The sequence below is a fragment of the Tardiphaga sp. 841_E9_N1_2 genome (assembly GCF_051811065.1).
GTDB lineage: Bacteria > Pseudomonadota > Alphaproteobacteria > Rhizobiales > Xanthobacteraceae > Tardiphaga > Tardiphaga robiniae.
Genome location: NZ_JBPWQC010000001.1, coordinates 1,716,161 through 1,741,119, shown reverse-complemented (window position 1 = coordinate 1,741,119; position 24,959 = coordinate 1,716,161). Strand labels below are relative to the sequence as shown.

At 61.7% G+C, this 24,959-nt stretch carries 23 protein-coding genes; 13 read left to right on the top strand and 10 right to left on the bottom strand.

Annotated elements, in window-relative coordinates; genetic code table 11:
• Positions 1 to 45 precede the first annotated feature (45 nt).
• Entirely contained in the window at positions 46 to 309 is a 264-nt protein-coding gene (locus AB8A50_RS08315) for a sulfur globule protein precursor (RefSeq protein WP_068731077.1), read from the bottom strand.
• A gap of 279 nt (positions 310 to 588) precedes the next feature.
• Between AB8A50_RS08315 and ndk the strand changes: the two genes are divergently transcribed.
• Together ndk and AB8A50_RS08305 are read left to right on the top strand one after the other, a co-directional pair.
• Positions 589 to 1,011 (top strand): nucleoside-diphosphate kinase, encoded by a 423-nt coding sequence (ndk, locus tag AB8A50_RS08310; protein WP_068731078.1) that lies wholly within the window; start codon positions 589 to 591, stop codon positions 1,009 to 1,011.
• Positions 1,012 to 1,094: 83 nt separating this feature from the next.
• Entirely contained in the window at positions 1,095 to 1,928 is an 834-nt protein-coding gene (locus AB8A50_RS08305; protein WP_089263957.1) for a TerC family protein, read from the top strand.
• Positions 1,929 to 2,003: 75 nt separating this feature from the next.
• Here AB8A50_RS08305 and AB8A50_RS08300 read toward each other — a convergent pair whose 3' ends face one another.
• Complete coding sequence (locus AB8A50_RS08300) at positions 2,004 to 3,170, bottom strand: autotransporter outer membrane beta-barrel domain-containing protein (RefSeq protein ID WP_439077379.1); 1,167 nt, start codon at positions 3,168 to 3,170, stop codon at positions 2,004 to 2,006.
• 463 nt (positions 3,171 to 3,633) lie between these two features.
• Between AB8A50_RS08300 and AB8A50_RS08295 the strand changes: the two genes are divergently transcribed.
• Positions 3,634 to 3,837, top strand: coding sequence for a cold-shock protein (locus AB8A50_RS08295; RefSeq protein ID WP_089263958.1), 204 nt, complete (start codon positions 3,634 to 3,636; stop codon positions 3,835 to 3,837).
• A gap of 123 nt (positions 3,838 to 3,960) precedes the next feature.
• On the opposite strand, the gene AB8A50_RS08290 is transcribed toward AB8A50_RS08295, so the two are convergent.
• A complete protein-coding gene (locus tag AB8A50_RS08290; RefSeq protein WP_093758309.1) occupies positions 3,961 to 4,344 on the bottom strand; it encodes a hypothetical protein in 384 nt (127 codons plus the stop codon).
• Positions 4,345 to 4,629: 285 nt separating this feature from the next.
• Between AB8A50_RS08290 and AB8A50_RS08285 the strand changes: the two genes are divergently transcribed.
• Positions 4,630 to 6,597, top strand: coding sequence for an adenylate/guanylate cyclase domain-containing protein (locus AB8A50_RS08285; RefSeq protein ID WP_439077378.1), 1,968 nt, complete (start codon positions 4,630 to 4,632; stop codon positions 6,595 to 6,597).
• Positions 6,598 to 6,654: 57 nt separating this feature from the next.
• Positions 6,655 to 7,236 carry a TetR/AcrR family transcriptional regulator gene (locus AB8A50_RS08280; RefSeq protein ID WP_439077377.1) on the top strand — a complete coding sequence of 194 codons (582 nt, stop codon included), beginning with the start codon at positions 6,655 to 6,657 and terminating at the stop codon, positions 7,234 to 7,236.
• On the opposite strand, the gene AB8A50_RS08275 is transcribed toward AB8A50_RS08280, so the two are convergent.
• Entirely contained in the window at positions 7,237 to 8,187 is a 951-nt protein-coding gene (locus tag AB8A50_RS08275) for a fatty acid desaturase (protein WP_439077376.1), read from the bottom strand.
• A gap of 20 nt (positions 8,188 to 8,207) precedes the next feature.
• The gene (locus AB8A50_RS08270; RefSeq protein WP_175366125.1) at positions 8,208 to 9,245 is read right to left on the bottom strand and encodes an alpha/beta fold hydrolase; all 1,038 of its coding nucleotides are present in this window, start codon (positions 9,243 to 9,245) and stop codon (positions 8,208 to 8,210) included.
• Between the two features lie 337 nt (positions 9,246 to 9,582).
• On the opposite strand from AB8A50_RS08270, the gene AB8A50_RS08265 reads away from it, so the two are divergent.
• The gene (locus AB8A50_RS08265; protein ID WP_175366124.1) at positions 9,583 to 10,407 is read left to right on the top strand and encodes an alpha/beta fold hydrolase; all 825 of its coding nucleotides are present in this window, start codon (positions 9,583 to 9,585) and stop codon (positions 10,405 to 10,407) included.
• A gap of 195 nt (positions 10,408 to 10,602) precedes the next feature.
• Here the strand turns inward: AB8A50_RS08265 and purN are convergent, their stop codons facing one another.
• Together purN and purM are read right to left on the bottom strand one after the other, a co-directional pair.
• Positions 10,603 to 11,259 carry a phosphoribosylglycinamide formyltransferase gene (purN, locus tag AB8A50_RS08260; RefSeq protein WP_439077375.1) on the bottom strand — a complete coding sequence of 219 codons (657 nt, stop codon included), beginning with the start codon at positions 11,257 to 11,259 and terminating at the stop codon, positions 10,603 to 10,605.
• Positions 11,260 to 11,266: 7 nt separating this feature from the next.
• A complete protein-coding gene (purM, locus tag AB8A50_RS08255; protein ID WP_439077374.1) occupies positions 11,267 to 12,340 on the bottom strand; it encodes a phosphoribosylformylglycinamidine cyclo-ligase in 1,074 nt (357 codons plus the stop codon).
• Positions 12,341 to 12,508: 168 nt separating this feature from the next.
• On the opposite strand from purM, the gene AB8A50_RS08250 reads away from it, so the two are divergent.
• The 5 genes from AB8A50_RS08250 (at position 12,509) to AB8A50_RS08230 (ending at position 18,095) form a co-directional block, all read left to right on the top strand.
• Positions 12,509 to 13,063 (top strand): CDP-alcohol phosphatidyltransferase family protein, encoded by a 555-nt coding sequence (locus tag AB8A50_RS08250; protein ID WP_068731090.1) that lies wholly within the window; start codon positions 12,509 to 12,511, stop codon positions 13,061 to 13,063.
• 46 nt (positions 13,064 to 13,109) lie between these two features.
• Positions 13,110 to 13,787 carry a DnaA ATPase domain-containing protein gene (locus AB8A50_RS08245; RefSeq protein ID WP_089263968.1) on the top strand — a complete coding sequence of 226 codons (678 nt, stop codon included), beginning with the start codon at positions 13,110 to 13,112 and terminating at the stop codon, positions 13,785 to 13,787.
• Positions 13,788 to 13,943: 156 nt separating this feature from the next.
• Positions 13,944 to 16,145, top strand: a complete 2,202-nt coding sequence (locus AB8A50_RS08240) for an RNA degradosome polyphosphate kinase (RefSeq protein WP_089264645.1) — start codon at positions 13,944 to 13,946, stop codon at positions 16,143 to 16,145.
• A 12-nt stretch (positions 16,146 to 16,157) separates the two neighbouring features.
• Complete coding sequence (ppx, locus tag AB8A50_RS08235) at positions 16,158 to 17,663, top strand: exopolyphosphatase (RefSeq protein WP_439077373.1); 1,506 nt, start codon at positions 16,158 to 16,160, stop codon at positions 17,661 to 17,663.
• A 138-nt stretch (positions 17,664 to 17,801) separates the two neighbouring features.
• Entirely contained in the window at positions 17,802 to 18,095 is a 294-nt protein-coding gene (locus tag AB8A50_RS08230; RefSeq protein WP_089263970.1) for a hypothetical protein, read from the top strand.
• Positions 18,096 to 18,189: 94 nt separating this feature from the next.
• On the opposite strand, the gene rnd is transcribed toward AB8A50_RS08230, so the two are convergent.
• The 3 genes from rnd to AB8A50_RS08215 form a co-directional block, all read right to left on the bottom strand.
• On the bottom strand, positions 18,190 to 19,338 hold the full coding sequence (gene rnd, locus AB8A50_RS08225) for a ribonuclease D (RefSeq protein WP_089263971.1): 1,149 nt from the start codon (positions 19,336 to 19,338) through the stop codon (positions 18,190 to 18,192).
• Positions 19,339 to 19,439: 101 nt separating this feature from the next.
• Complete coding sequence (locus tag AB8A50_RS08220) at positions 19,440 to 20,915, bottom strand: protein adenylyltransferase SelO (RefSeq protein WP_439077372.1); 1,476 nt, start codon at positions 20,913 to 20,915, stop codon at positions 19,440 to 19,442.
• Positions 20,916 to 20,965: 50 nt separating this feature from the next.
• Positions 20,966 to 22,645: a methyl-accepting chemotaxis protein gene (locus AB8A50_RS08215; protein ID WP_439077371.1), complete on the bottom strand. Its 1,680-nt coding sequence runs from the start codon at positions 22,643 to 22,645 to the stop codon at positions 20,966 to 20,968.
• Here AB8A50_RS08215 and AB8A50_RS08210 point away from each other — a divergent pair.
• Positions 22,617 to 22,844 carry a hypothetical protein gene (locus tag AB8A50_RS08210; protein ID WP_158596856.1) on the top strand — a complete coding sequence of 76 codons (228 nt, stop codon included), beginning with the start codon at positions 22,617 to 22,619 and terminating at the stop codon, positions 22,842 to 22,844. The two genes, AB8A50_RS08215 and AB8A50_RS08210, sit on opposite strands and share 29 nt — an antisense overlap.
• Before the next feature lie 309 nt (positions 22,845 to 23,153).
• Positions 23,154 to 24,926: an aspartate--tRNA ligase gene (gene aspS, locus AB8A50_RS08205; RefSeq protein WP_175366117.1), complete on the top strand. Its 1,773-nt coding sequence runs from the start codon at positions 23,154 to 23,156 to the stop codon at positions 24,924 to 24,926.
• Positions 24,927 to 24,959 lie beyond the last annotated feature (33 nt).

Below are 24,959 nucleotides of genomic sequence, written 5' to 3'. Positions count from 1 at the left end.
CCGGCCGAGGGAACGGCCGGGCGGTATTTCTCTGCTCGTGGAGCGTCAGTAGCAGCGATTGACCAGTCGCCAACGCGGTCCCCACGGGGTCGGAACGACCCGGCGGACGAGACATCCGCCGCCGCCATAGCCGTAAACCGGCCCGCCGACGAAGCGTGGTCCGCCCCAGCCGCGATGCCAGCCGCCGCCATGCCAGCCACCGCCGTGCCATCCGCCGTGGCCGCCCCAGGCAGAAGCCGAGGTCGGAGCCAGCGCCGCGGCGCCCAATGAGGCCGCTGCAACCAAAGTCAGTGCGATCTTGCGGAACATTCTCATCTCCTCTGGTACGGCGCGTGTTGCGCCTGCCGTGAACATGGCACCGGGGGCAAATGCCGTTGGCCGGGGTCATTGCAGGCAGTCTAGGAGGAGGAAGCTGAACCGGATCGCGCCAATCCTGTCAGGAATGGTTCATGTGGATGACATCTAGGTAATTTCGAGCGCCGGATCTGCCAAAATAGGGCCTGCGACATTTGGACGGATCGCTTGCCGTTCCCGGATAGCGTCGATATAAGCCGCCATCTTCCAGCGACTGTTATTCAAGGATAAATCATGGCTATCGAGCGTACCTTTTCGATTCTGAAGCCCGACGCGACCGAGCGCAATCTGACCGGTGCGATCAACGCGCTGATCGAAAAGGCCGGCCTGCGGATCGTCGCGCAGAAGCGCATCCGCATGACCCGCGAACAGGCCGGCACTTTCTACGCCGTTCACAAGGAACGCCCCTTCTTCGGCGAACTGGTGGACTTCATGACCTCGGGTCCGGTTGTCGTGCAGGTGCTGGAAGGCGAGAACGCCGTCCTCAAGCATCGCGATGTGATGGGCGCAACCGATCCGTCCAAGGCTGCTGATGGCACCATCCGCAAGCTTCACGCCAAGTCGATCGGCGAGAACTCGGTGCACGGTTCGGACGCTCCGGAAACTGCAGCGATCGAGATCGCACAGTTCTTCTCGGGCAACGAGATCGTCGGCTAAACTTCCAGCCGAATTGACGACCGGTCGGCGCGCGGGGGCGCGCCGGCCTTTCCAATCAAAACGAACAAACAAAGGGGCGCGCTGTGGACTGGTTGCTGCATATTCTCGATCCGGCGACGATCAAGTCGGTTTTCGTTCAGTTTCAGGTCGAAATGCAGCAGCCCGCATTTTGGGTAGCCGTCGGCAAGATCATCTGGATTAACGTTCTGCTGTCCGGCGACAACGCCCTCGTGATCGCACTGGCCTGCCGTGGTCTGGAACCGAAGCAGCGCATGTGGGGCATGATCCTCGGCGCCGCTGCCGCCGTGATCCTCCGTATCATCTTCACCGGCATCGTCGCCTCGCTGATGGCGCTGCCCTATCTCAAGCTGGTGGGCGGCCTCGCACTGATCGTCATCGCAGCCAAACTGCTGGTACCCGAACCGGAAGAAGAGGACGGCGTGAAGGCCGCCTCGCATCTGTGGGCCGCTGTGCAGATCGTGGTCGTAGCCGACATTGTCATGAGCCTCGACAACGTCATTGCAGTTGCTGCCGCAGCCAATGGCAGCGTGCCGCTGCTGATCCTCGGCCTTGCCATCAGCGTCCCGCTGATCGTCGCCGGCGCGGCGCTGATCATGGCGCTGCTGACCCGTCTGCCCGTTCTGGTCTGGCTCGGTGCGGCCCTGCTGGGCTGGGTCGCCGGCGAAGTGATCGCGACGGATCCTGCGGTTCTGCCGCTGATGCACAGCTTCTTCAGCGGTTCGGTCGGCACTGGCCTCGACAGCCTGATGTCATCGCTGGGCCTTGGCGTTCGTTTCACCAATGGGGGACATGGTGGCGAGATCGTCTGCGGTCTGATTGGTGTCGCTGTGGTGCTCGCTGTCGGAACGTTGTGGCGTCGTCGCAGCATGGCAGGGCACGCCGAGCAGGCGGCCTAACTCAATAAAAACGCAAAGCGGGCGAGGGGCATTTGCCTTTCGCCCGCTTTTTTTGTTTCTGGAATCTGACGGTTTCTAGAACTTGAATTCGACGCCCAGCGTTCCTTGGTGGGACTGCGAATAGGCGCGGAACTTGCCGTCATAATTGAGATAGAGACGCGCGGTGTTGCTGAGGCTCAGCGACGCCGATGCGCCGGCGTCTGCGCCGTACTGGCTTTCGCCGATCCCCTGAACGGTGATGCTCTCGGAACCCAGGCTAACCGTGACGTTGCTAAAGCGCTGATGCACGTTGTCGACGAATTTAGCATAGCCCGACAGATCCAGAATCTTCTGATCAAATATCCAGTAACGGCCGACTTCTGCGCCAATCAGGATACGCGCACGCTCGGCTGAGGCGCCGCTCGCGTTGACAGGATTGAGGCCGCCAAGCTCCTGCATCGCGCCGGTTGTCGCGCGGGTGTATTCGAAGGCAGCCTTGGGCACGATCCGTGCCTGTTCGTAACTCCAGTAATAGCTCAGCTCAGTGAGCGCGCCGTCGATCCGCGCATTGTAGCCGGCGCTCGCGAGCCCCAGGCCCGTGTCGCGGCGCGAGGTGATGTCGCCGAAGCCGTGCACCAATGCGATTGCCCAGGTCCATGCACCTTGGTCAACCGACGCATTGAGGCCGATTTGCGTGAGGTCGAGCGTCGCTGATTGCAGCGCCAGCGGAACGTCGATCGTGGTGTGGCTCTGGTCCACCGACAGCCCGACATTGACACCCGGCATCAGCCGCGCGCCGATCCCGGCGACGCCGCCGATGGTCCGGCGCTTGTCGCCGACGAAATCCCCGATCGTGCCGGTATGGGCGCCGACACCATAGAACTCGGCCCAGCTTCGGAAGCGCGGCGTCTCGGTGGTCTCCGACGCACCGCCGCCGCCGGGATTGGCGCGCGACGCGCGGTTGAAGCCGTAGCTCGCCTGATCGCCGAGGCGCCGCAGGAACTGGCTACCGAGATCGCCAATGGCAATGCCTGCGGATTGCCCGGCATTGAAGTCGGTCGATGATGGCACCGGTGCGGCTGGCAGCGGCGGTGTCGGCGGAGGTGTGGTTGGGGGCGGCGTGGTAGGCGGCGGCGCGACCTGGGCGGATGCAAGCGAAGGCGCAACGACAAGCGCGACGGCAAGGCCGAGTACAATGGTCCGGCGTTGCCGACTGGCAGCCGGGCGCCTGTCCGTTTGGGCGTATCGCGATGGATCGCGCATTGTCACTCGTTTCGAAATTGTCGCTGCAGTGCCGTTCGACTGCGGCAGAGCATACGCGATCCAATGAGCATTGCCGCTGCGCATTGAGCGCCTCTGGTGGCGATTGACGCGTATTGTTGTGCGATTGCCACAGCGGATTCGTGTCGCTTTTCATCACGTTATGGCCATTCACGCAGAGCGGGCCGACGATATTTCAATCCGGCACGTCTGCTCATGGGTCCGGTCAGCGGCTTTCGATAGGTACGCTTGAACGCGGCCGGTGATATCAAAACCTCTGCCGTAAAAAGCCAAAGACTTGCGTAGCCAAAATTTTCATGTTGGAATTCTTGCGCAATCGGATTGAGGCCGTTCGACTGTGCGTTTTGCGAGCAGGACATTCAGCAGACACCGGGAAGCCCGCTTGTGGCGTGGTACGCATGATGCGTGGCCGCGTCTTTTTTGTATCTAGATCGGGAGACAGACGATGCAGAAGGGCACCGTCAAATGGTTCAACCCAACCAAGGGTTATGGCTTCATCAAGCCGACTGTCGGCGACAAGGATGTCTTCGTGCACATCTCCGCCGTGGAGCGCGCGGGCCTTAGCACCCTCAATGAAAACCAGACCATTGAATACGACTTGGTGGAAAATCGCGGCAAGGCGTCTGCCGAGAACCTCAAGGTCTCATAACTAAGTCTTGCTGTGCCGGCCCTGACATACATATGGGCCGGCCGACTGATGTAACTCCGGCGCAAGCCGGGCCTTTTGTAGCTCCGGTGCGGATCGTGCCGAGCGGGCGAGGTTATGCCCGCATTATCGCTTCTTTGGCTTCTTCGCCTTTTTGGCCGTTTTCTTGGCGGGTACAGCCTTCTTGGCGGCCTTGTCCTTTTCGGCGTTCTGAGCCTTCATCGCTTGCGCTGCTTCTGCGATCTGAAGTGCTTCAACGGCCTTACGCATCGATCGTGCATAGCTATCGGCGGCATTATCGGCGGACATCTGAAGGCGCTTGGCGGCGGCCATGCCTTGCTCGGTCGCGTCCTTCGCCAGTTGCTTGAAACGGTCCTTGGCGGTCTTGTCCTTGGCCTTGGCGGCCAGGCCCGCATAGCGATCGCGTTGTGCCTTGACGGCTGCCATCAGTGTCTTGTTTTGCTGCTTAGCAGTCTGCCGGATGATCACACCCAGATCGGCGCCCGTCATTCTTCATTTCCTTAAGTGACAGCCAGAATAGTCAATTGTTTCAATTATGCAGTTGCCATTGAGGCATTGCAATCGTCGCAGTTCGTGGCGCTGGCCAGCGTGCTGGGCGAGGTGAGTTCATTGTCCGATGTCGTAAGCACAGATCGGGTTTCTTTACCGTAAAGATACTCGGCAATTGCGCTTGCGTGACGGAATCATGATACCGCGAGACTTCCCGTCCGGCGCAGCCAGGTCTGGCCTGTCGATATGCGGTGCCAGATTGGCTGGCGTGTGGAGCATCCTGCGATGACGGTGCCGGCGAGATCGCGTTTTCGGATTGGCTTCAGGACGTCGATCATTGCGCTGTTCGTCGGCGTCGTCCTTACCGTCGGCCTGGCGCTGGTTTATCTCAGCTTCAGCAGGGTCAACACGATCATCCGGACGGCGGCTTCGTCGTATCTCAGCGTGGTCGCGCAGGCTGCAACCGATCGCATCGATGCGCAGCTCAAGAGCGTCCATGACAATCTGGATATCCTGCGCGGTATCACATCGGTCCAGTCCGCGGAGCTCAAGAATAACCCGCGGCTGAACATCCTGCTGGCGTCGATGCTGCGCAACAACAAGCAGCTCTTCAGCCTGTACATGGGATATGAGGACGGCTCGTTCCTGGAAATGGACCTCATCGACCGAACGGGAGCTGGGGTGAAAGCGCGCTTCGGGGCGCCGGACGGGGCCAGATTTCGCCTGTTCACGATCGTGAAGGCAGGCGATTTTGGACCGCTTCAGACCACGACCGCCTATCTCGACGATGCGCTGCGGCCTTTGGCAAGTCTGCCCGGGCCTGTCGATTTCGATCCTCGCGTTCGGCCGTGGTATCGCGGCGCCTTCGAGCCCAATGCCAGTCTGCTGACCGAGCCCTATATTTTCTATCAGACCGGTGACATCGGCTACACGCTGCGGATGCCAATCGTGGAGGGGCAGCGGGGTGTTGTGGCCGGCGATATCCTGCTCAGTGAAGCCGAGGCCATGCTGCGCAAGCAGCAGCTCGGGCATTCGGGCGTGGCCTACCTGTTTGATGATGCCGACCGGGTGCTGGCGCATCCCGAGATGTCCCGGTGGCTTGAAGCCACGAGCGTGCCAAACAAACTGTCGGAGCTGCCGCGACTGAGCGATGTCGATACGATCGGCGCGACTGCGGCCATCAAGGCGTGGCGCCAGACCGGAGTTGAGCAACAGTTCTTTGATGACAGCACAGGGCGTGCCTATGCGGCCGCATTCAGGCCCGTAGAGATGGCTGGATCGGCCTATCTTCGCGTTGGCTTCTTCGCGCCGCTCGATGAGTTCTATGCCGAGATCGAGCAAGAAAAGCGCACGCTCTTCATTCTCGCATTTTGTTTCGTGCTCGCGGCCATACCGATTGCATTCTGGATCGGCAACAAGCTGTCGCTCTCCCTGCGGATTTTGGCGCGCGAGGTCGACCGCATCCAGAACTTCCGGTTCTCGTCGATGCCGCAACTGCGTTCGCCGATCCGCGAAATCGACGATCTCGGTCGATCGGTCTTCACCATGCGCACACTGGTGCAGACATTCTCGAATTTCGTCCCCAAGCGTCTGGTTCAGCAACTGGTCGAAACCGGCACGGCCATGCAATTGGGCGGCGAGCGCCGCGAAGCGACCATCCTATTCACGGATGTCGAGAATTTTACGGGAATGACGGAGAACGAAGATCCGACCCGGGTGATGCTCTACACGTCGCGCTATTTCGCTGCGATTTCGGACGTCATTGCTACGCATCAGGGCACGGTCGATAAATATATCGGCGATGCGGTTATGGGGCTGTGGAACGCACCCATCGAGCACACCAACCATGTCGCGCAGGCTTGCGCCGCTGTGCTCGATTGCGTCGAAGCCAATCGGAAGCTCAATGAGGAATTCGAGCGTGAGGGCTGGCCCGTCTACAAGACCCGGTTTGGCCTGCATGTCGGCGATGTCATGATCGGCAATATCGGGTCGCCCGACCGCATGAATTACACGGCGCTCGGAGCCACGGTGAATCTCGCGTCGCGGCTGGAAACCCTGAACAAGGATTACGGAACCAGCGTCCTGGTCAGCGAAGCCGTCAAGGAGCGGGTGGACTCCCTGTTCCTTTTCCGCAGCGTCGCCCGGATCAAGCCGAAAGGCTTTGCCGCGGAAGTGCAGATCTATGAGTTGCTCGGCGCGCGAGACCAACATTCCGCCGCCGCGTCTGATCGCCACGCCAATTTCCCTGTTTGATCTATGGGGGCCGCGCTATAGTGAACGCATGGTAGCCGACAGAGAAATATTGCGACAATGACCGAGGTGACCCCGGTGCGGCGGGGGCGTCCTCGCTCGGTCGAGACCGAGGATGCTATCCTGGAAAGTGCCTATCGCATGATGGCAGCCCAGGGGCTCGCTGCGACGACCATCGATGCGATTGCGCGGGATTCCGGCGTCTCCAAGATGACGATCTATAAATGGTGGCCGTCGCGCGAAGCGGTGCTGATCGATGCATTCCTGCGGCAGGCGTCCACCATGCTGCCGCTTTCCGAGAGCGGCGATCCGTTCACGCGCATCACGAAACATGCCGCCGCCTATGCCGTGGCGCTGAACAGCGATTTTGGCAAGGTACAGCTCGCTGTCATTGCCGAATGCATCTCGCGGACGGGTTCAGCGAAAATCTTCTCCGAACGCTATCTCGGTATCCGCCGGGACATATCGCTGGCGATTATCAAGGACGGCCAGAAGGACGGCAGCATCGTTGCTTCGGAGCCAGCCGGCGATCTCTATGACCGGATCTATGGCACGCTGTTTTATGAGTATGTCTTTGGATTTCGGCCGCTGACGGCCGACTATGCGCGCAAGCTCGTCAGATCCGTATTGTCGGCGCAATAGTCAGATGCCGCCTTGCCGCGCGCGGCGAAACCAGCGCCAGGTTTCGCGCGTGACGGCCCGGTAACCCCAACCGCGATGCGCGATGCGCTCGTCGATGATGGCATTGAGCTTGGGCAATGCGTGGAAGGGGACGGACGGGTAGGCGTGATGCTCGACATGGAATGGCATATTCCAGGTGAACCATTTCGTCAGCGCGTCGGTGTAGGTCGTGCGGGTGTTCTCATAGGCGCTGCGGGTACGCTCGCAGCCGGTGTGTTCGGCATAGAGATAGGGCCGCAGGAAGAGCTGGCCGACATAGAGCGGGACGAGCCAGCACCACAGCAGCATCGTGCTGGAGAGCGCGATAGAAGCGATCAGCAGCGCCAGATAGACGAGGGCATAGATGCGGGCTTCGCGCACCACCATGCCCTGCTTGGATTCCGGGATCCACGGCGCCACGGCTTGTCCGGTCAGAGCACGGCGGACCAGCAGACGGATCCGATTGGTCAGTTGCACGATGCCGGTATAGGCGATGGCGAGTCTGGTGTCGGACGACGGGATGGTCGCGGTGACGAGCTCCGGGTCGCGGTCGGGATCCTGTGTGAAGCGGTGATGATCCCAGTGAAATAGCGCATAGTGTTCATAGGGTAGAACGATCATCAGCGACGAGACATGGCCGAGGGCCTCGTTCAGCCGCCGGCTGGTGAACACAGTCTTGTGCGCGGCCTCGTGCACCGCCATGAACAGGAAAGCGATGAGATAACCCTGGATGACGATCAGCGGGGTCGTCCACACCATGCCGTAGCGGGTGGCGACCTGCCAGATCAGCGTTCCAACCAAAGCGATCAATGCATAATGGCTGATCGAGCGAATGAGCCCCGGAAGATTGGCGCGAACCGACAGGTCCTTCAGCTGTGCGGGCGTTAGGGCGCGGGTGTCGATCTTGCCATGGCCAACTGCATCCATCGTCATCGGTTCGTTCCGTTCTCGGTTCAGGCGTCGGCGGCGAGCAGCGCGGAGACCTTCGTGTTGATGAAGGCTGCGTCGGCTGGAATCTTGACGGGATTGCCGGCGCGGTGTCCGTGCAGCGAGGGGATCGGACACAGTTCGGCCGCGCGTGCGTTCGTCAGCAGGGGGAGTTCGTCTTCGTTGTCGCCGACCTGAAAATAGTTGTCCGTCTGCCCAGGCATCAGCAGAACGCGTGCCTTGATAGCAGCCATGGCTTTCCGGAAGTCGGCACGGAATGCATCGCAGCGGCTGATATCGCCATTCTGCCAGGTCCAGAGCTGGGCCAGCAGATTATTAGCATCACGATGCGCAAAGGCGACATCCCATGATCGTGTCAGATAGTCTTCCAGCGAGGTGAAACCGGCCTCACGCCAGAGCTCATCGCGGTAGAAGCCGTGCGACATCGCCCAGCCGGCATAGACGCGTCCCATGGCGCGAAGACCGGCAGACGGCTTCGAGACGAAACGGCCATCGACAAAGGCAGGATCGGTGGTCAAAGCGGCCCGCACACTTTCGAGGAATACGGCGTTGAACGGCGAACAACGGGCGCTGCCGCAGACCACTGCCGCGCGTGCCACCATGTCCGGATAGCGGGCGGCCCAGTGATAGGCCTGCATGCCGCCCATCGACCAGCCATAAACCAGTGCCAGACGGGCGATGCCGAATTGCTCGGTCAGCAGGCGATGCTGGATCGAAATGGCGTCATGATAGCTGATGTTCGGATAGGGGGCGCCAGCCAGAGCTTCCAGCGAATTCGATGGCGATGACGACAGCCCGTTTCCGAACAGATTGGGGATGACGATGAAGTAGCGGTCCGGATCGAGTGCGGCGCCCGGCGCGATCAGCCACTCAGTGTCATAGTGTTGTGCGCCGAACGACGTCGGATAGAGGATGACGTTATCTTTGGCAGCATTGAGTGCGCCATAGGTCTTGTAGGCAAGCTGCAGGCGCGGGTGCCGCTGGCCGGATTGCAGCAGCACGTCACCCGCCTCGAAAATCTGGTAGTCGCTCGGCGTATTCATGTTGCAGCTCCGGAAGGTCCGTTGACGCTTGCCGAGGGTGCGACAAGCGATCCGCTCGACAAAATTTAATAATTGTACTATTAGTATATTAATTGACGAAGAGCGCAATGCCGAAACTTCGGCATTGCCGCCTGAATAGAATGCAGCTGGTCGTCGCCCGTTGGCGGCTCGGCGACATCTTGTTTTTGTATTCGAAACGTACAAGAGACTTGCGGCCCGTTAGTCTATTCACTGGCCTGTCATCGGCGCAGAGGCGGAAAGCGGCCAGGTTATCCGCATAAGCCGCTGCGAATTCGAAGTCGCGCTTGCCCGCAACCCACTCAAAGGAGTCTGGATCATGGGAACCATCACCACCAAAGACGGCACCGAGATTTTCTACAAGGATTGGGGCACCGGGCAGCCGATCGTGTTTCATCACGGCTGGCCCCTAAGTGCGGACGACTGGGACAACCAGATGATGTTCTTCCTCAATCAGGGCTATCGCGTCATCGCGCACGACCGCCGCGGCCATGGTCGCTCCAGCCAGACCGCGACCGGTAATGAGATGGACACCTATGCGGCCGACGTCGCCGAACTCACCGACAAACTGGATCTGAAGGACGCCGTGCATATCGGTCACTCCACCGGCGGCGGCGAAGTTGCGCGTTACGTCGCGCGTGCCAAGAAGGGACGCGTCGCCAAGGCGGTGCTGGTCAGCGCCGTGCCGCCGATCATGCTCAAGACCGAGAACAATCCCGGCGGCCTGCCGCTCGAAGTGTTCGACGGCTTCCGTGCTGCGCTTGTTGCCAACCGCGCGCAGTTCTACGTCGATGTCCCGGCCGGGCCATTCTACGGCTTCAACCGGCCGGGCGCGAAAGTCTATCAGGGCGTGATCGACAACTGGTGGCGGCAGGGCATGATCGGCGGCGCCAAGGCGCACTATGATTGCATCAAGGCATTTTCGGAAACCGACTTCACCGAAGACCTGAAGGCGATCGATGTGCCGGTGCTCGTTTTGCACGGCGATGATGACCAGATCGTGCCTTATGCCGACGCTGCACCACTGACGGTGAAGCTGCTCAAGAACGGCACGCTGAAGACCTATCCGGGCTTCCCGCACGGCATGCTGACCACCCATGCCGACGTGATCAATCCGGATATTCTGGCATTTGTTCGCAGCTAAACGACGCAGTACGGACGACGCAGCACGTGTTGCGTCGTTCGCATTGTCTTTGATGGTCCTGCGACCGGTGCTCGCGAACTGAACAATCCCCATTGACGACGGACATACGACAGTCCGGGGCGCCTCCCGAACAATAAAATGCGTTGTCCTCGTTGCGGAAAAGTTACGATCGCGCGAATCCGCGGGCGCCTCGCCCTAGATCACTGTCGGCGAGATCAGCGTGTCGTCGCGGCTGGCGCTGGCGCCGGTACTGGTGGTGCAGGTGTCGCCGGTGATGCCGACGCTGTTGGTGGCCAACAGCCGTAACGCCTGCGGATAGATCTTGTGCTCGATGTCGAGCACGCGCGCGGCGAGGGTGTCGGGGGTGTCGTTATCGGCTACGGCCACGGCTCCCTGCATCACGATCGGACCGGCATCGGTCTCCGGAATGACGAAATGCACCGTGGCGCCGGAAATCTTGACGCCGGCGCGCAACGCTTGGCCGTGCGGATCGAGGCCAGGGAAGGACGGCAGCAGCGACGGGTGGATGTTCAGCATCCGGCCGTACCAGTGTCGCACGAATTCCGCCGTGAACAGGCGCATGAAGCCGCCGAGGCAGATCAGCTCGATCTTGTGCTCGTCGAGGGCGGCCTGCAGCAGCTTCTCGAAGCCGGCGCGATCCTTGCCGAATGGCTTGCTCTCGATCACCAGCGTCTTGACGCCATTGGCCTGCGCAGTGGCGAGGCCGGGAGCGTCGGCCTTGTTCGAAATCGCCAGCGCAATCTCGGCCGGGAAGCCATCTGCGGCTGCGGCCTCGATCAGCGCCGTCATGTTCGATCCGCGGCCGGAAATCAGGATGGCGACGCGACGCATCACGGCCTCACAGTTTGAGTTCGAGATGTCCGTCATAAACGACGCGCTCGTCGCCTGTGGCCTCGATGACGTCGCCGAGCAGCGACACGGTCTCGCCGCCCTCGCGCAGGATGTCCATCACCTGCTGCACAGCTTCGCGCTTGACGATGGCGATCATGCCGACGCCGCAATTGAAGGTGCGCAGCAGCTCAAGTTCGGCGATATCGCCTTCCTTTGCCAGCCACTTGAACACCGGCAGGACGGTGAGGGAGGGCAGGTCGATGCGAACGCCGAGGTTATTTGGCAGCACGCGCGGGATGTTGTCGGTGAAGCCGCCGCCAGTGATATGCGCGAGGCCCTTCACGGCGCCGGTCTCGCGGATCGCGCGCAAGCAGGATTTCACATAGAGCCGGGTCGGGGTCAGCAGCGCACCGCCAAGCGTCATCACTGGCGAGAACGGCGCTTTGTCGGCGTAAGAGAGGCCCGTGCGCTCGACAATCTTGCGGACCAGCGAGAAGCCGTTGGAGTGGACGCCAGACGAGGCCATGCCAATGACGGCATCGCCCACGCCGATGTCCTTGGTCGGCAGCAGCGTGCCGCGCTCCGCAGCGCCCACCGAGAATCCGGCGAGGTCGTAGTCGCCGTCCTTGTAGAGACCGGGCATTTCGGCGGTTTCGCCGCCGATCAGCGCGCAGCCGGATTCACGACAGCCTTCTGCGATGCCAGCGACGATTGAGGCGGTGGCTTCTGGGTCGAGCTTGCCGCAGGCAAAGTAGTCGAGAAAGAACAGCGGCTCGGCACCCTGGACCACGAGGTCGTTGACTGACATGGCGACGAGATCGATGCCGATGCCGTTATGGATGCCGGCTTCGATGGCGATCTTGACCTTGGTGCCAACGCCGTCGGTGGCGGCGACGAGAACCGGATCCTTGAAGCCGGCGGCCTTGAGGTCGAACAGTCCGCCGAAGCCGCCGATCTCGGCGTCAGCGCCGGCACGGGCGGTTGCGCGAACCATCGGCTTGATGAGGTCCACCAGACGGTTGCCAGCATCGATATCGACGCCCGCGTCCGCGTAAGTGAGGCCTTTTTTCTGGTCGGTCATGCCGGGTATCCTGCCGGAGCTGCGAAACTGTGTATTTTCGGCTGGTTACGTCGGAATCCCCGCCTGCGCAATGGCTCGTAAACGCTATCCCGATTACTATGTAGGCGGTAAGCCGGTCGGAGCCCCCAAGCTCGGATTGCGAAACAGGCCGGAGCCGGGAAGCGCCGCGTGAGTATCCCCAATTTAATCACCCTCGGACGCATCCTGCTGGTGCCCGTGATCGTCTGGGCGATTGCCTCGAACCAGATGGAAATCGCCTTTGCAATCTTCGTGATTGCGGGGGTCAGCGATGCCGTGGACGGCTTTCTCGCCAAGCGTTTCAACATGGCCAGCGAACTCGGTGCGCTGCTCGACCCCTTGGCCGATAAGGCGCTGCTGGTCTCGATCTATGTCTCCCTGGGGATATGGGGGGCAGTTCCGCGCTGGATCGTGATTCTCGTGGTGTCGCGGGATATCATGATCGTGGGCGCCGTCATTGTGTCGTGGTTGTTCGGCAAACCGATCCCGATGAAGCCGCTGATGGTATCGAAGCTCAATACGGTGGCGCAGGTGGCCTTCGCAGCCTTGGTTCTTGCTGCCCTCGGATTTGGTTTCAAATCCTCGCCTTACGATTTGATTTTGATGGGCTTTGTGACCGTCTTGACGCTGCTCTCTGTGTCCTTCTATCTCGTCGAGTGGATGCGACACATGAGCACCATCGAACCCGGTCAAGAGCCCCGGTAAACCGGTATTCGTGACGTTCGCCGGCGGAGCCGGCAGGAGTATTTGCGTGGTCGCCCGCGTCCAACCCCGTCAACTGGCGTTCGCGCTGCCCCATGCGGAGAGTCTGTCCCGCGACAACTTCCTTGAGGGCCCGGCCAATGCCGAGGCGCTGGGACTGATCGACTGCTGGCCGGACTGGCCGAACCGGGTCATGCTCCTTGTCGGCCCGGAAGGGTCCGGCAAGAGCCATCTGGCGGCGATCTGGGCCGAGGAGGCCGGGGCACGCTCCACCATGGCGCACAGCCTGACGGCTGCGACGGTTCCGGCTGAGTTGGTGACCAACGCACTGGTGGTGGAGGATCTCAATGCCGGTGCCTTCGACGAGCGGGCGCTGTTCCACCTTCTTAATCTGGCACGTCAGGACAACGCCTATGTGCTGATTACGGCGCGGGTCGCCCCGGCCGCCATGGAGGTCGAGTTGCGCGATCTGCGGTCGCGGCTCCGTGCGATCCCGGTAGTCAATCTGCTGCCGCCGGATGACGGGTTGTTTCGGGCGCTGATCGTGAAGTTTTGCGCCGACCGCCAGCTCAGCATCGACGAGAGCGTGGTCAGCTATGTGGCCAGCCGCATCGAGCGGTCATTCGCCGCCGCCCGCCATACGGTGGAATTGCTGGATAGCGAGGCGCTCCGGCTTGGGCGGCCGGTGACCCGTGCATTGGCCGCGGAACTGCTGCGCGACGCCTGACTTAGCCTTGGACGTCAAGCGCGGCGCGTCAAACCGTGCCTTGACGGCGCAGCAAGCAGGTTCCTCAATGTCATCGAAGCGTCACGCAACTGACGCAATGTCCGCTGTGATTTGCCGGCACTATAGCGCTGCTTGAACTGGATGGATTGCTGCCTCATGGACTCCGCAGAAGAGATTGTTATTGAAGAGAAAAAGGGCGAAGCAAAGCCGGCAGAGGTGGTCGCGTCGGGTCCCGAGCGCTTCATCAATCGCGAGCTGTCCTGGTTGCATTTCAATCGCCGCGTCCTTGAGGAGTCCGTCAATCCGGGCCATCCGGCACTGGAGCGCGTCCGCTTCCTGTCGATTTCCGCAAACAACCTTGATGAATTCTTCATGGTCCGCGTCGCCGGCATCAAGGCGCAGGTCCGTGAGGGAATCAGCGAGCGCAGCCCGGACGGCCTGACCCCGGCTGAGCAACTGGTGCTGATCAACAGCGCGGTCTCCAAGCTCGGCAGCGACCAGCAGGCGATCTGGCGCGACCAGCGCGGCATGCTGGCCGATGTCGGAATCGTGCTGCTCGACGGCAAGGAGGTCAGCAAGGCTGACCGGTCCTGGATCGAGGACCACTTCCTCCACAACATTTTCCCGCTGCTGACGCCGCTGGCGATCGACCCGGCGCATCCGTTCCCGTTTATTCCGAGTCTGGGCTTCACCATCGCGCTGCATCTGTCGCGGGTGTCCGACGGCAAGACGATGAACGCGCTGATCCGCATGCCCGGCAAGATCGATCGCTTCATCCGCCTGCCGACCCCCGGCAAGGACGGGGCGGTACGCCTTATCACGCTGGAACAGGCCACTGGCCTGTTCATCGCGCGTCTATTCCCGGGCTACACTGTTCAGGGGCAGGGTGCCTTCCGCATCATCCGCGACAGTGAACTCGAGGTCGAAGAAGAGGCCGAGGATCTGGTCCGGCTGTTCGAGACTGCGCTGAAGCGTCGCCGCAGAGGGTCGGTGATCCGCCTCGAAATCGAAGCCGGCATGCCGGCAGAACTCCGTGCCTTCGTGCAGCGCGCGCTGGCGACCTCGGATGACGAAATCCTGCTGGTCGACGGCATTCTCGCCATGAACGAGGTCTCGCAGCTCACACGGCTCGATCGGCCCGATCTCGAATTCGTGCCCTATGTGCCGCGTCATCCGGAACGTGTCCGCGATCATGGCGGCGACATCTTTGCCGCGATCCGTCAGAAGGACCTGATTGTCCATCATCCCTATGAGTCCTTCGACGTCGTCGTGCAGTTCCTGCAGCAGGCCGCGCGCGATCCGGATGTGGTGGCGATCAAGCAGACTCTGTATCGCACCTCCAACAATTCGCCGATTGTCCGCACGCTGGTGGAGGCCGCCGAAGCCGGTAAGTCGGTAACGGCGCTCGTCGAACTGCGTGCGCGGTTTGATGAAGAGGCCAATATCCGCTGGGCTCGCGATCTCGAACGCGCCGGTGTCCAAGTGGTCTATGGCTTCCTGGAATTGAAGACCCATGCCAAGCTGTCGCTGGTGGTGCGCCGCGAGGGCGGCTCGCTCACGACCTATGTGCACACCGGCACCGGCAACTATCATCCGGTCACCGCGCGCATCTACACCGATCTGTCATATTTCACATCCGACCCGATCATCGGTCGCGATGCCGCACGCGTGTTCAACTATATCACCGGTTATGCCGAGCCGAGCGACATCGAGAAGATGGCCGTATCGCCGCTGACCTTGCGCGGGCGCATGCTCGAACACATCCGCGGCGAAGCGGCATTCGCCCGCAGCGGCAAGCCGGGTGCGATCTGGCTCAAGATGAATTCGCTGGTCGATCCGGAAATCATCGATGCGCTCTATGAGGCGTCGAATGCCGGTGTATCCGTTGAACTGATCGTGCGTGGCATCTGCTGCCTGCGGCCGGGCGTGCCCGGCCTGTCCGAAAACATTCGCGTCAAGTCGATCATCGGCCGCTTCCTTGAACATGGTCGAATCTATTGCTTCGGTATGGGCAATGGCCTGCCGAGCCCGAAGGCGGCGATATACATATCGTCGGCTGACATGATGCCGCGCAATCTGGATCGCCGCGTCGAGGTTCTGTGTCCGCTGCAGAACCCCACCGTGCATACCCAGGTGCTCGAGCAGATCATGGTGGCCAATCTCAAGGATACGGAACAGAGCTGGCAATTGTTGCCGGACGGGTCGTCAACGCGTATGAAGGCAGCCAAGGGCGAGGAACCCTTCAATGTGCACAATTACTTCATGACGAATCCGAGTCTGTCTGGCCGTGGAAAGTCGCTTGAGAAATCATCCCCGCGCCGGCTCACCCGCCGTTCTGAGCGTCACCAATCCTCGTAAGGAACCAGCAACGTGGTAGCGCGTGCCAATCAACGCGCGACCAGCGTCGCCGTCATCGATATTGGCTCCAACTCGGTGCGTCTCGTTGTCTACGAGTCGCTGACGCGAAGCCTTGTCACGCTCTTCAATGAGAAGGCGCTGTGCGGTCTCGGCCGCGAAGTGCAGAGCACCGGGTTGCTGGCCAAGGACGCTGTCGACAAGGCGCTGACGGCGCTGCGGCGCTTCCGTGCGCTGTGCAGGGTCATGAAGGTCGGTCGCGTCTACGCCATCGCGACCGCTGCGGCGCGCGATGCGAGCAATGGACCTGCCTTCATCACAGCAGCCGAGAAAATCTGCGGCTGCGAGATCCAGATCATATCGGGGCCGCGCGAAGCGAAGCTCTCCGCGCTGGGCGTGATTTCGGGCGTGCACAAGCCGGATGGCCTGGTTGGCGATCTCGGGGGCGGTTCGCTCGAACTGATCGATGTCAAAGGCAATGCGGTCCGGCAGGGCGTGACGCTGCCGCTCGGCAGTCTCGCATTGCAGGATGCCTCACAGAAATCACCGAAGAAGGCCGAGCGCATCGTCAGGCTGGCGCTGGCTGACGTCGCGCAACTCAAGGCGGGCGTAGGTCGCAATTTCTATGCGGTCGGCGGCACCTGGCGTGCATTGGCGCGGCTGCACATCATCCAGAGCGGCTATCCGCTACGTGTGATGCATGGCTATTCGATCCCGGCCACCGAAGCGCTCGATTTCGTGCGCCGCTTGCGCCGGCTCGCAACAGCCAACATTCTTGCCAACATCGAAGCCATCGCCGAACAGCGCCAGCCTCTGCTGGTCTACGCGGCGCTCGTACTTGAATATGTCATTCGCACTGCCAGGCCGAAGACTATCGTGTTCTCGACCTATGGCGTCCGTGAAGGTTTGCTGTACGAAATGCTGCCGCAAGCGCAGCGCATGCAAGATGGTCTGGTCGGCGCCGCGCAGACCATGAACGAGTTGATGTCGCGTTCGGCCCGCCACGCGCAGGAGCTGAGCGACTGGAGTGATCGGTTCGCCCGTGTCGCCAAGCTCAAAGAGACCGACGAGGATCGTCGGCTACGCCGGGTGGCGTGTCTGTTGTCCGATATCGGCTGGCGGGTCCATCCGGATCATCGCGGCGAGCAGACGCTCAGTTTGATCACGAACGGCAATTTCGGCTCGGTCGATCATCACGGTCGCGCATTCCTCGCGCTCTGTGTGTACTATCGCTACGCAGGATTCGGCGCCGAGAACGAGCCCCCGGAGCTGGTCCGCGCGCTTGTCTCGCCGGCACAGGTCGAACGCGCCCGTTTGCTCGGCGCGTTGTTCAGGGTCGCGCATCTCATTTCGGCGGCGCGGCCGGGCGTGCTGCCCGCCACGCATTTCGCCACCAAGGATCGCAAGATGATGCTCGTCTTCGAGCATCGCATGGTCGATCTCGTCGCCGACCGCGTCGGCAGCCGCTTCAAGCAGCTGGCACGATTAGTGGGGAAGTCCGGGACGATCGTCAGGCGATAGCCACCGCCGCTCATTCCGAGTGATACTACTGATTGCACCGCGGCGTGACTCTCGGTTTCCGTGCGTATACTCTTTTCCGGTGCGGCCGTTTTGGTCCACGCGGCAAGTACATACGATTTCCGGACCGGGAGAGTCGAAATGTCAGCCCTTCTGATCAACCTTATCGTTCAACTGATTGGCGGCGCGATTGGCGGAAATGTTGCCGGCGGTGCATCGAAGTCTGTCGATCTTGGTACAATCGGCAACACGATCGCAGGTGCAATAGGTGGCGGCGTTGGCGGTCAAATTCTCGGAATGCTGATTCCTATGCTTTCAAACGCATCGGCGACCACCGATATCGGTTCGCTGATCGGTCAGGTGGCGGGAGGCGGTGTCGCGGGTGCGGTGCTGACGGCAATCGTGGGAGCCATCAAGAACAGATCGGCGGCGTAAAGCGATCGTCATTGCGTCTCGCAGGGCGAGGTCTGGTACGCCCCGTCCTGCTGTTTGCGGCAGGCAATTAGAACGCTACCTTGGACGACGCAGCCTACGCGCGATCCACCCGGATCACCCGGCCTTTTTCCATCGCCAATGCAAGGCGGCCATGCTTGAGCGCCAGGGCGGCCTCGCCGAACAACTCACGCCGCCAGCCGTGCAGGGCGCCGACGTCGGCATTGTCGTCGGTGGCGATCTGCTCGAGATCGTCGACGGTGGCGATGACCTTGCTGGCGACGGCGTGACGTTCCGACGTCATGCGTAGCAGCACTTTCAGCAGTTCGACGGTGGCCGCGCCATTGGAATTGCCGCGCGGCTTCTCGATCTTCGGCAACGTGGCGGGATCGCGGGCGACGCCACGCTGGACGGCGGCAACAATGTCGCTGCCCCACTTGGAGCGATCAAAGCCCTTCGGCAGCGAACGCAGATTGGCAAGCTTCTCCAGTGACGTCGGCGCATGGGTCGCGATATCGCCGACGGCATCGTCCTTCAGCACGCGCGAGCGCGGCACATCGCGGCTCTGTGCTTCCTGTTCGCGCCAGGCCGCGACTTCCATCAGCACTGCGAGCTCTTTCGGCTTGCGGACGCGGGTCTTCAGCCGTTCCCAGGCGCGCTCGGGATGGAAATCATAGGTCTTTGGCGAGGTGAGAATTTCCATTTCCTCGCTGACCCAGTCGCTGCGGTCGCGCTTCTTCAGATCGGCATCGAGCTTGGCGAACACGTCGCGCAGATGGGTGACGTCGGAGACGGCGTAGTGCAACTGCTCTTCGGTCAGCGGACGGCGCGACCAATCGGTAAAGCGGTGGGTCTTGTCGGGGCGGTGGCCGGTGACGCGTTCGACGAGCTGGTCATAGGCAATGCTGTCGCCGTAGCCGAGCACCATGGCCGCGACCTGGGTGTCGAAGATCGGATGCGGCACCACGCCAGCGCGGTGCACGATGATTTCGATGTCCTGCCGCGCGGCATGGAAGACCTTCAGCACGGCCTCGTTGGCCATCAGGTCGAAGAACGATGTGAGGTCGATGCCTTCGGCAAGCGTGTCGATCACCACCGCGTCTTCCGCGCTGGCCATCTGGACCACGCAGAGCAGGGGGTAATAAGTGGTCTCGCGGAGGAATTCCGTATCGACCGTAATGACGGGGTGCTTGGCAAGTCGCTCGCACGCGGCGGTCAGCTGGGCAGTGGTCGTGATCAGTTCCATGGACGGTCCATAACGCTTTTGCCAAGGCGTTCGGCCGAAAAACCTGTTGAGTCAAGGTGTTTCGGGCAGATTGGAGGTCTGCTCCGATAGAATGAGGGTGTTTAGGTGCCGCAGAAGGTCTTCAGTACGCGCTGATCCGGCTCCGGCGGCTCGGCGTAATCCGCCATCTCCGGTTGATCTTCATAGGGTTTCGCCAGCACCGCCAGCAATTTCTCGAACGGCGCGTAGTCGTCGGCCAGGGCCGCCTGGATTACCGCCTCGACGCGATGATTGCGGGGGATGAAGGCTGGATTGATCGTCTGCATGGCCTGATGGCGGCTACCGGCGTCCTGCGACTCCCGGCCGAGTCGTGCGCGCCAGTTCACGGCCCAGGCGTCAAACGCCGTCGGATCGATGAACAGTCCGCGGACGGCTTCGTCGCTGTCTGCGTCAACCGCGGCGGCGGCGAGGCGGCGGAAGGTCAGGGTGAAATCGGCCTGATTGGCGGTCATGGCGGTCAGCAGATCCTGCGCCAATGCGGCATCGTCCGGCTGGCTGGTGAACAGCCCGAGCTTCTGGCGGAGACCGGCCTGATAGGCCGTGTCGAAAATATCGGAGAATTCGCCCAATGCGGCCTGCGCAATCTCGATGGCGGTCTTCTCATCGCTGTCGATCAGCGGCAGCAGCGTCTCGGCGAAGCGCGTCAGATTCCACAGCGCGATGCGCGGCTGGTTCGCATAGGCGTAGCGGCCCATCTCGTCGATCGAGCTGTACACCGTCGCGGGATCGTAGGCGTCCATGAAGGCGCAGGGGCCGTAATCGATGGTCTCGCCGGATACCGAGCAGTTGTCGGTGTTCATCACACCATGGATGAAGCCGACATGCAGCCAGCGTGCGACAAGTTCGGCCTGACGGCGGATCACTGCATCGAGCAAGGCGCGAATGGGATGTTCGGCTTCGGCTGCGTCGGGATAGTGCCTGTTGATCACATGATCGGCGAGTTGTTTGACGCCGGCGATATCCTCGCGCGCAGCGAAAAACTGAAACGTGCCGACGCGAATATGGCTTGAGGCGACGCGAGTCAGCACGGCGCCCGGCAGCATCGTCTCACGCTGAACCCGTTCGCCCGTGAGGACGGCGGCGAGGGAGCGCGTTGTGGGGATGCCCAGGGCCGCCATGGCTTCGCTGACGATATATTCCCGGATCACTGGACCAAGCGCAGCACGGCCATCGCCGCGGCGCGAGAACGGTGTCGGACCGGAACCCTTGAGCTGGATGTCGCGGCGCACGCCGTCGCGGTCAATGACCTCGCCGAGCAGGATCGCGCGCCCGTCGCCGAGCTGCGCCACGAAATGTCCGAATTGATGTCCGGCATAGGCCATCGCGAGGGGATCGGCGCCATCGGGCACGCGTTTGCCGGCGAGGACCTCGACGCCTTCGGGACTGGCCAGCCAGTCAGGATCGATGCGGAGTTGGTCGGCCAGCGCGCGGTTCAGCTTAATCAGCCTCGGCGCTGTCACCGGCGTCGGTGCAACGCGGGCGAAGAAATTCGCGGGCAGGGCGGCATAGCTGTTGTCGAACGGGAAGTGGACTGTCATGGCCCCAAGATGGGGGGCCACGACGTGTTAGGCAACCGCTGAAAGCGGTCTCAGGCGGCGCGAACCGTGTCGAGGAACCGGTCGACTTCATCCTTCAGGCGATTGCTTTCGAGCGACAGCGACTGCGCTGCGGCCAGCACCTGGGTCGATGCGGAGCCAGTCTCGCTGGCGCCGCGATTGACCTCGGTGACCTCGCTGGCGACCTGGGTGCTGAGCTGGGCCGACTGCTGGACATTGCGCGCGATTTCCTGTGTCGCTGCGCCCTGTTCCTCGACCGCCGCTGCGATAGCCGACGAGACTTCGGAAATCAGCGTGATGGTCGAGCCGATCTCCTTGATGGTCTCGATCGTCTCGGCACTGGCCGCCTGCATGCCAGCGATCTGCATGCTGATTTCGTCAGTGGCCTTGGCGGTCTGCGACGCCAGCGCCTTCACCTCGGCGGCGACAACGGCGAAACCGCGGCCGGCGTCACCGGCGCGCGCGGCCTCGATGGTGGCGTTGAGCGCCAGCAGGTTGGTCTGTTCGGCAACGGCGGTGATGAGCTTCACGACGTCATCGATGCGTGCAGTGGCCTGCGTGAGTTTGACAATGCTTTCATTGGTCTTCTCGGCCTGCAGCACGGCGGTCGAAGCGATACGGTTCGATTCATGAACCTGGCGGCCGATTTCATTCACGGACGAGGTGATTTCTTCCGTTGCCGCGGCCACCGACTGAACGTTGCTCGACACCGTATGCGATGCAGACGCTGCAGAGCCCGACAGCGTCATGGTGATATCCGACGTGCGGGTCAGCGTGGTGGCAGAGGCTTCGAGTTCGGTCGAGGCGGATGAAAGCGAACCAACCAGCTCGCTGATCATCGACTCGAAGTTGCTGGTCGCCTTCGTGATGGTTTCCGCACGGGCGGCCTTGATGGCGGCCTCGGCACCGGCAGCCTGATCCGCGACACGCTTGGCGATGAGGGCGTCCTTGAAGATCTGCAACGCGCTGGCGATACGGCCGATCTCGGTGCTTTCGCCCTGATGCGGAATGACGGCCTCCAACTGACCATCGGTCAGCTGGCCCATTGGCTTCAGGATCGAGGCGATGCCGCCGGAGATGTCGCGCACCAGATACATGGCAGCGCTGAGACCAAGCACGACCGAGGCGCCGAGAATGATAACCATCATCCAGATCGCGTTGGCATAGGTTGCGTTCGCGTTGCTGCCGGCCACTTCGGCGCCCTTGTCGTTCAGCTCGACGAGCTTGGCCAATGTGCCGTCCATGGCGCGACCGGTCGGTACGACCTTCTTGGCGTTGATCTCTTTGGCTGCCGCCACGTCACCCTTGTTGGCGAGGGCCTGGACGTCGTTGCCGGCGGCGATGAAGGCCTTCCATTCCGCGTCAAGCTTATCGGCCAGTTCGCGTTCGGCTGGCGACGATACCAGCGGGGCGTAGGCCTTCGCGGCCTTGTCGAAGTCAGACTTGCGGGCGGCGAGGTTCTTGTCGACATCCGGACGGTCGGCATCGGCCACGATCAGATGGTCGCGCAGCACTGCGCGATACCGCGCCGACTGAACGCGCATTTCGCCGATCCAGCGGACGCTGGGGAGCCACTGCGTCTGGATATCCTGGGTTGCTGCGTTGATGGCTCGCATCTGCATGAAGGCGAGGGTGCCGATGCCCGCGATCACCACGAAGAGAAAAGCGATAATGACAAACAGCTTGGTACTGATCGAATATCTGGCGAGCACGAACATATTCCTCGGCGGTTCTAAGGCTGCGACGCCGGTCAGCCGAAATGGCGGCTGCCTTGGGTTGCGGCAGGGCAAGAAGCAGCAAGTTCCAGTTGAATCACCTGCCTTCAAAACGGGCTGGGTTCACGGCAAGACAGTGAATGGTGGTCGTCAACGTTCAGTAAATTTTGACACAAATACCGCTTTAAGTAGTTGAATCTGGTGCTGAAATACCGACGTGACGTATCCGGGTGCCGATGGTGCTTGACCCGAGGTAGCTGGTTATTGCGTGTGCAATCATGTAGTTCCCGCGTTGCGGGAGGTTTTCCGATCGCTCGATTGCATTTGGAAATGGTAGTCCGAAATTCATCGGTCGGAGGCCTCCGGTGATGCAGTCGCGGCCCGCAAATTCGGGCGATCTGATCGCCGAGCTTTGGTTGCCGCGTCGGGTGCGGTCGGGTAAACCCTGCGCTTCGCGCTTGATCGCGAACCCGATTCCGCCCTCTGACGTATTTCCAGGATACCCATGCATCGCTACCGGTCTCACACCTGCGGCGCGCTCCGCGACAGCCATATCGACCAGACCGTTCGCCTGTCGGGGTGGTGCCATCGTATCCGCGACCATGGCGGCGTGCTCTTCATCGATCTGCGCGACCATTACGGCCTGACGCAATGCGTCGCCGACCCGGACTCGCCGGCATTCAAGGTCGCCGAGACGCTGCGTTCGGAATGGGTCGTGAAGATCGACGGCAAGGTGCGTCGTCGTCCCGGCGGCACCGAGAATGCCGAACTGCCCACCGGCGATGTCGAAATCTATATCGATGCCATCGAGGTGCTTGGCCCTGCGGCCGAGTTGCCGCTGCCGGTGTTCGGCGATCAGGACTATCCGGAAGACATCCGGCTGAAATATCGCTTCCTCGACCTGCGTCGCGAGAAGCTGCATCAGAACATCATGACCCGCGGCGCCATCGTCGACTCGATGCGCAAGCGGATGAAGGAGCAGGGCTTCTTCGAATTCCAGACGCCCATCCTCACCGCGTCGTCGCCGGAAGGCGCGCGCGACTTCCTGGTGCCGTCGCGCATCCATCCCGGCAAGTTCTACGCGCTGCCGCAGGCGCCGCAGCAGTACAAGCAGCTGCTGATGATGTCGGGCTTCGACCGCTACTTCCAGATCGCGCCATGTTTCCGCGACGAGGATCCGCGCGCCGATCGTCTGCCGGGCGAGTTCTACCAGCTCGATCTCGAAATGAGCTTCGTCGAACAGGAAGACGTGTTCGCGGCGGTGCAGCCCGTGATCACCGGCGTGTTCGAGGAGTTCGCCAAGGGCAAGCCGGTCAACAAGGACTGGCCGAAGATTCCTTACGCAGAGTCGCTCCGCAAATACGGCACCGACAAGCCGGACCTGCGCAACCCGATCGAGATGCAGAACACGGCGGAGCACTTCCGCGGCTCCGGCTTCAAGGTGTTCGCGCGCATGCTCGAAGACGACAAGAATCAGGTCTGGGCGATCCCCGGTCCCGGTGGCGGCAGCCGTGCATTCTGCGACCGCATGAATTCCTGGGCGCAAGGCGAAGGCCAGCCGGGCCTCGGTTACATCATGTGGCGTGAAGGCGGTGAGGGCGCTGGTCCCTTGGCCAATAACATCGGACCGGAGCGCACTGAAGCGATCCGTCAGCAGCTCGGCCTGAAGGCCGGCGATGCCGCGTTCTTCGTCGCGGGCGATCCCGAGAAATTCTACAAGTTCGCCGGTCTCGCACGCACCAAGGTCGGCGAAGAGCTCAACCTGATCGACAAGGAGCGTTTCGCGCTGGCCTGGATCGTCGATTTCCCGATGTACGAGTACAACGAGGACGACAAGAAGGTCGACTTCTCGCACAACCCGTTCTCGATGCCGCAGGGTGGCATGGATGCGTTGACCGGTCAGGATCCGCTGACCATCAAGGCGTTCCAGTATGACATCACCTGCAACGGCTACGAGATCGCGTCGGGCGGCATCCGTAATCACAAGCCGGAAGCAATGGTGAAGGCGTTCGAGATCGCCGGTTATGGCGAGGAGACGGTGGTCGAGCGCTTCGGCGGCATGTATCGCGCCTTCCAGTACGGCGCACCGCCCCATGGCGGCATGGCGGCAGGCGTCGATCGTATCGTGATGCTGCTCTGCGGTACGAACAACCTGCGCGAGATCTCGCTCTTCCCGATGAACCAGCGTGCTGAAGATTTGTTGATGGGCGCACCGTCAGAGGCTTCGCCGAAGCAGTTGCGTGAAGCGCATATCCGTCTCAATCTGCAGGACAAGTAGTCCGGCAAACCAACAAGAAGAAACGCCCTTCTA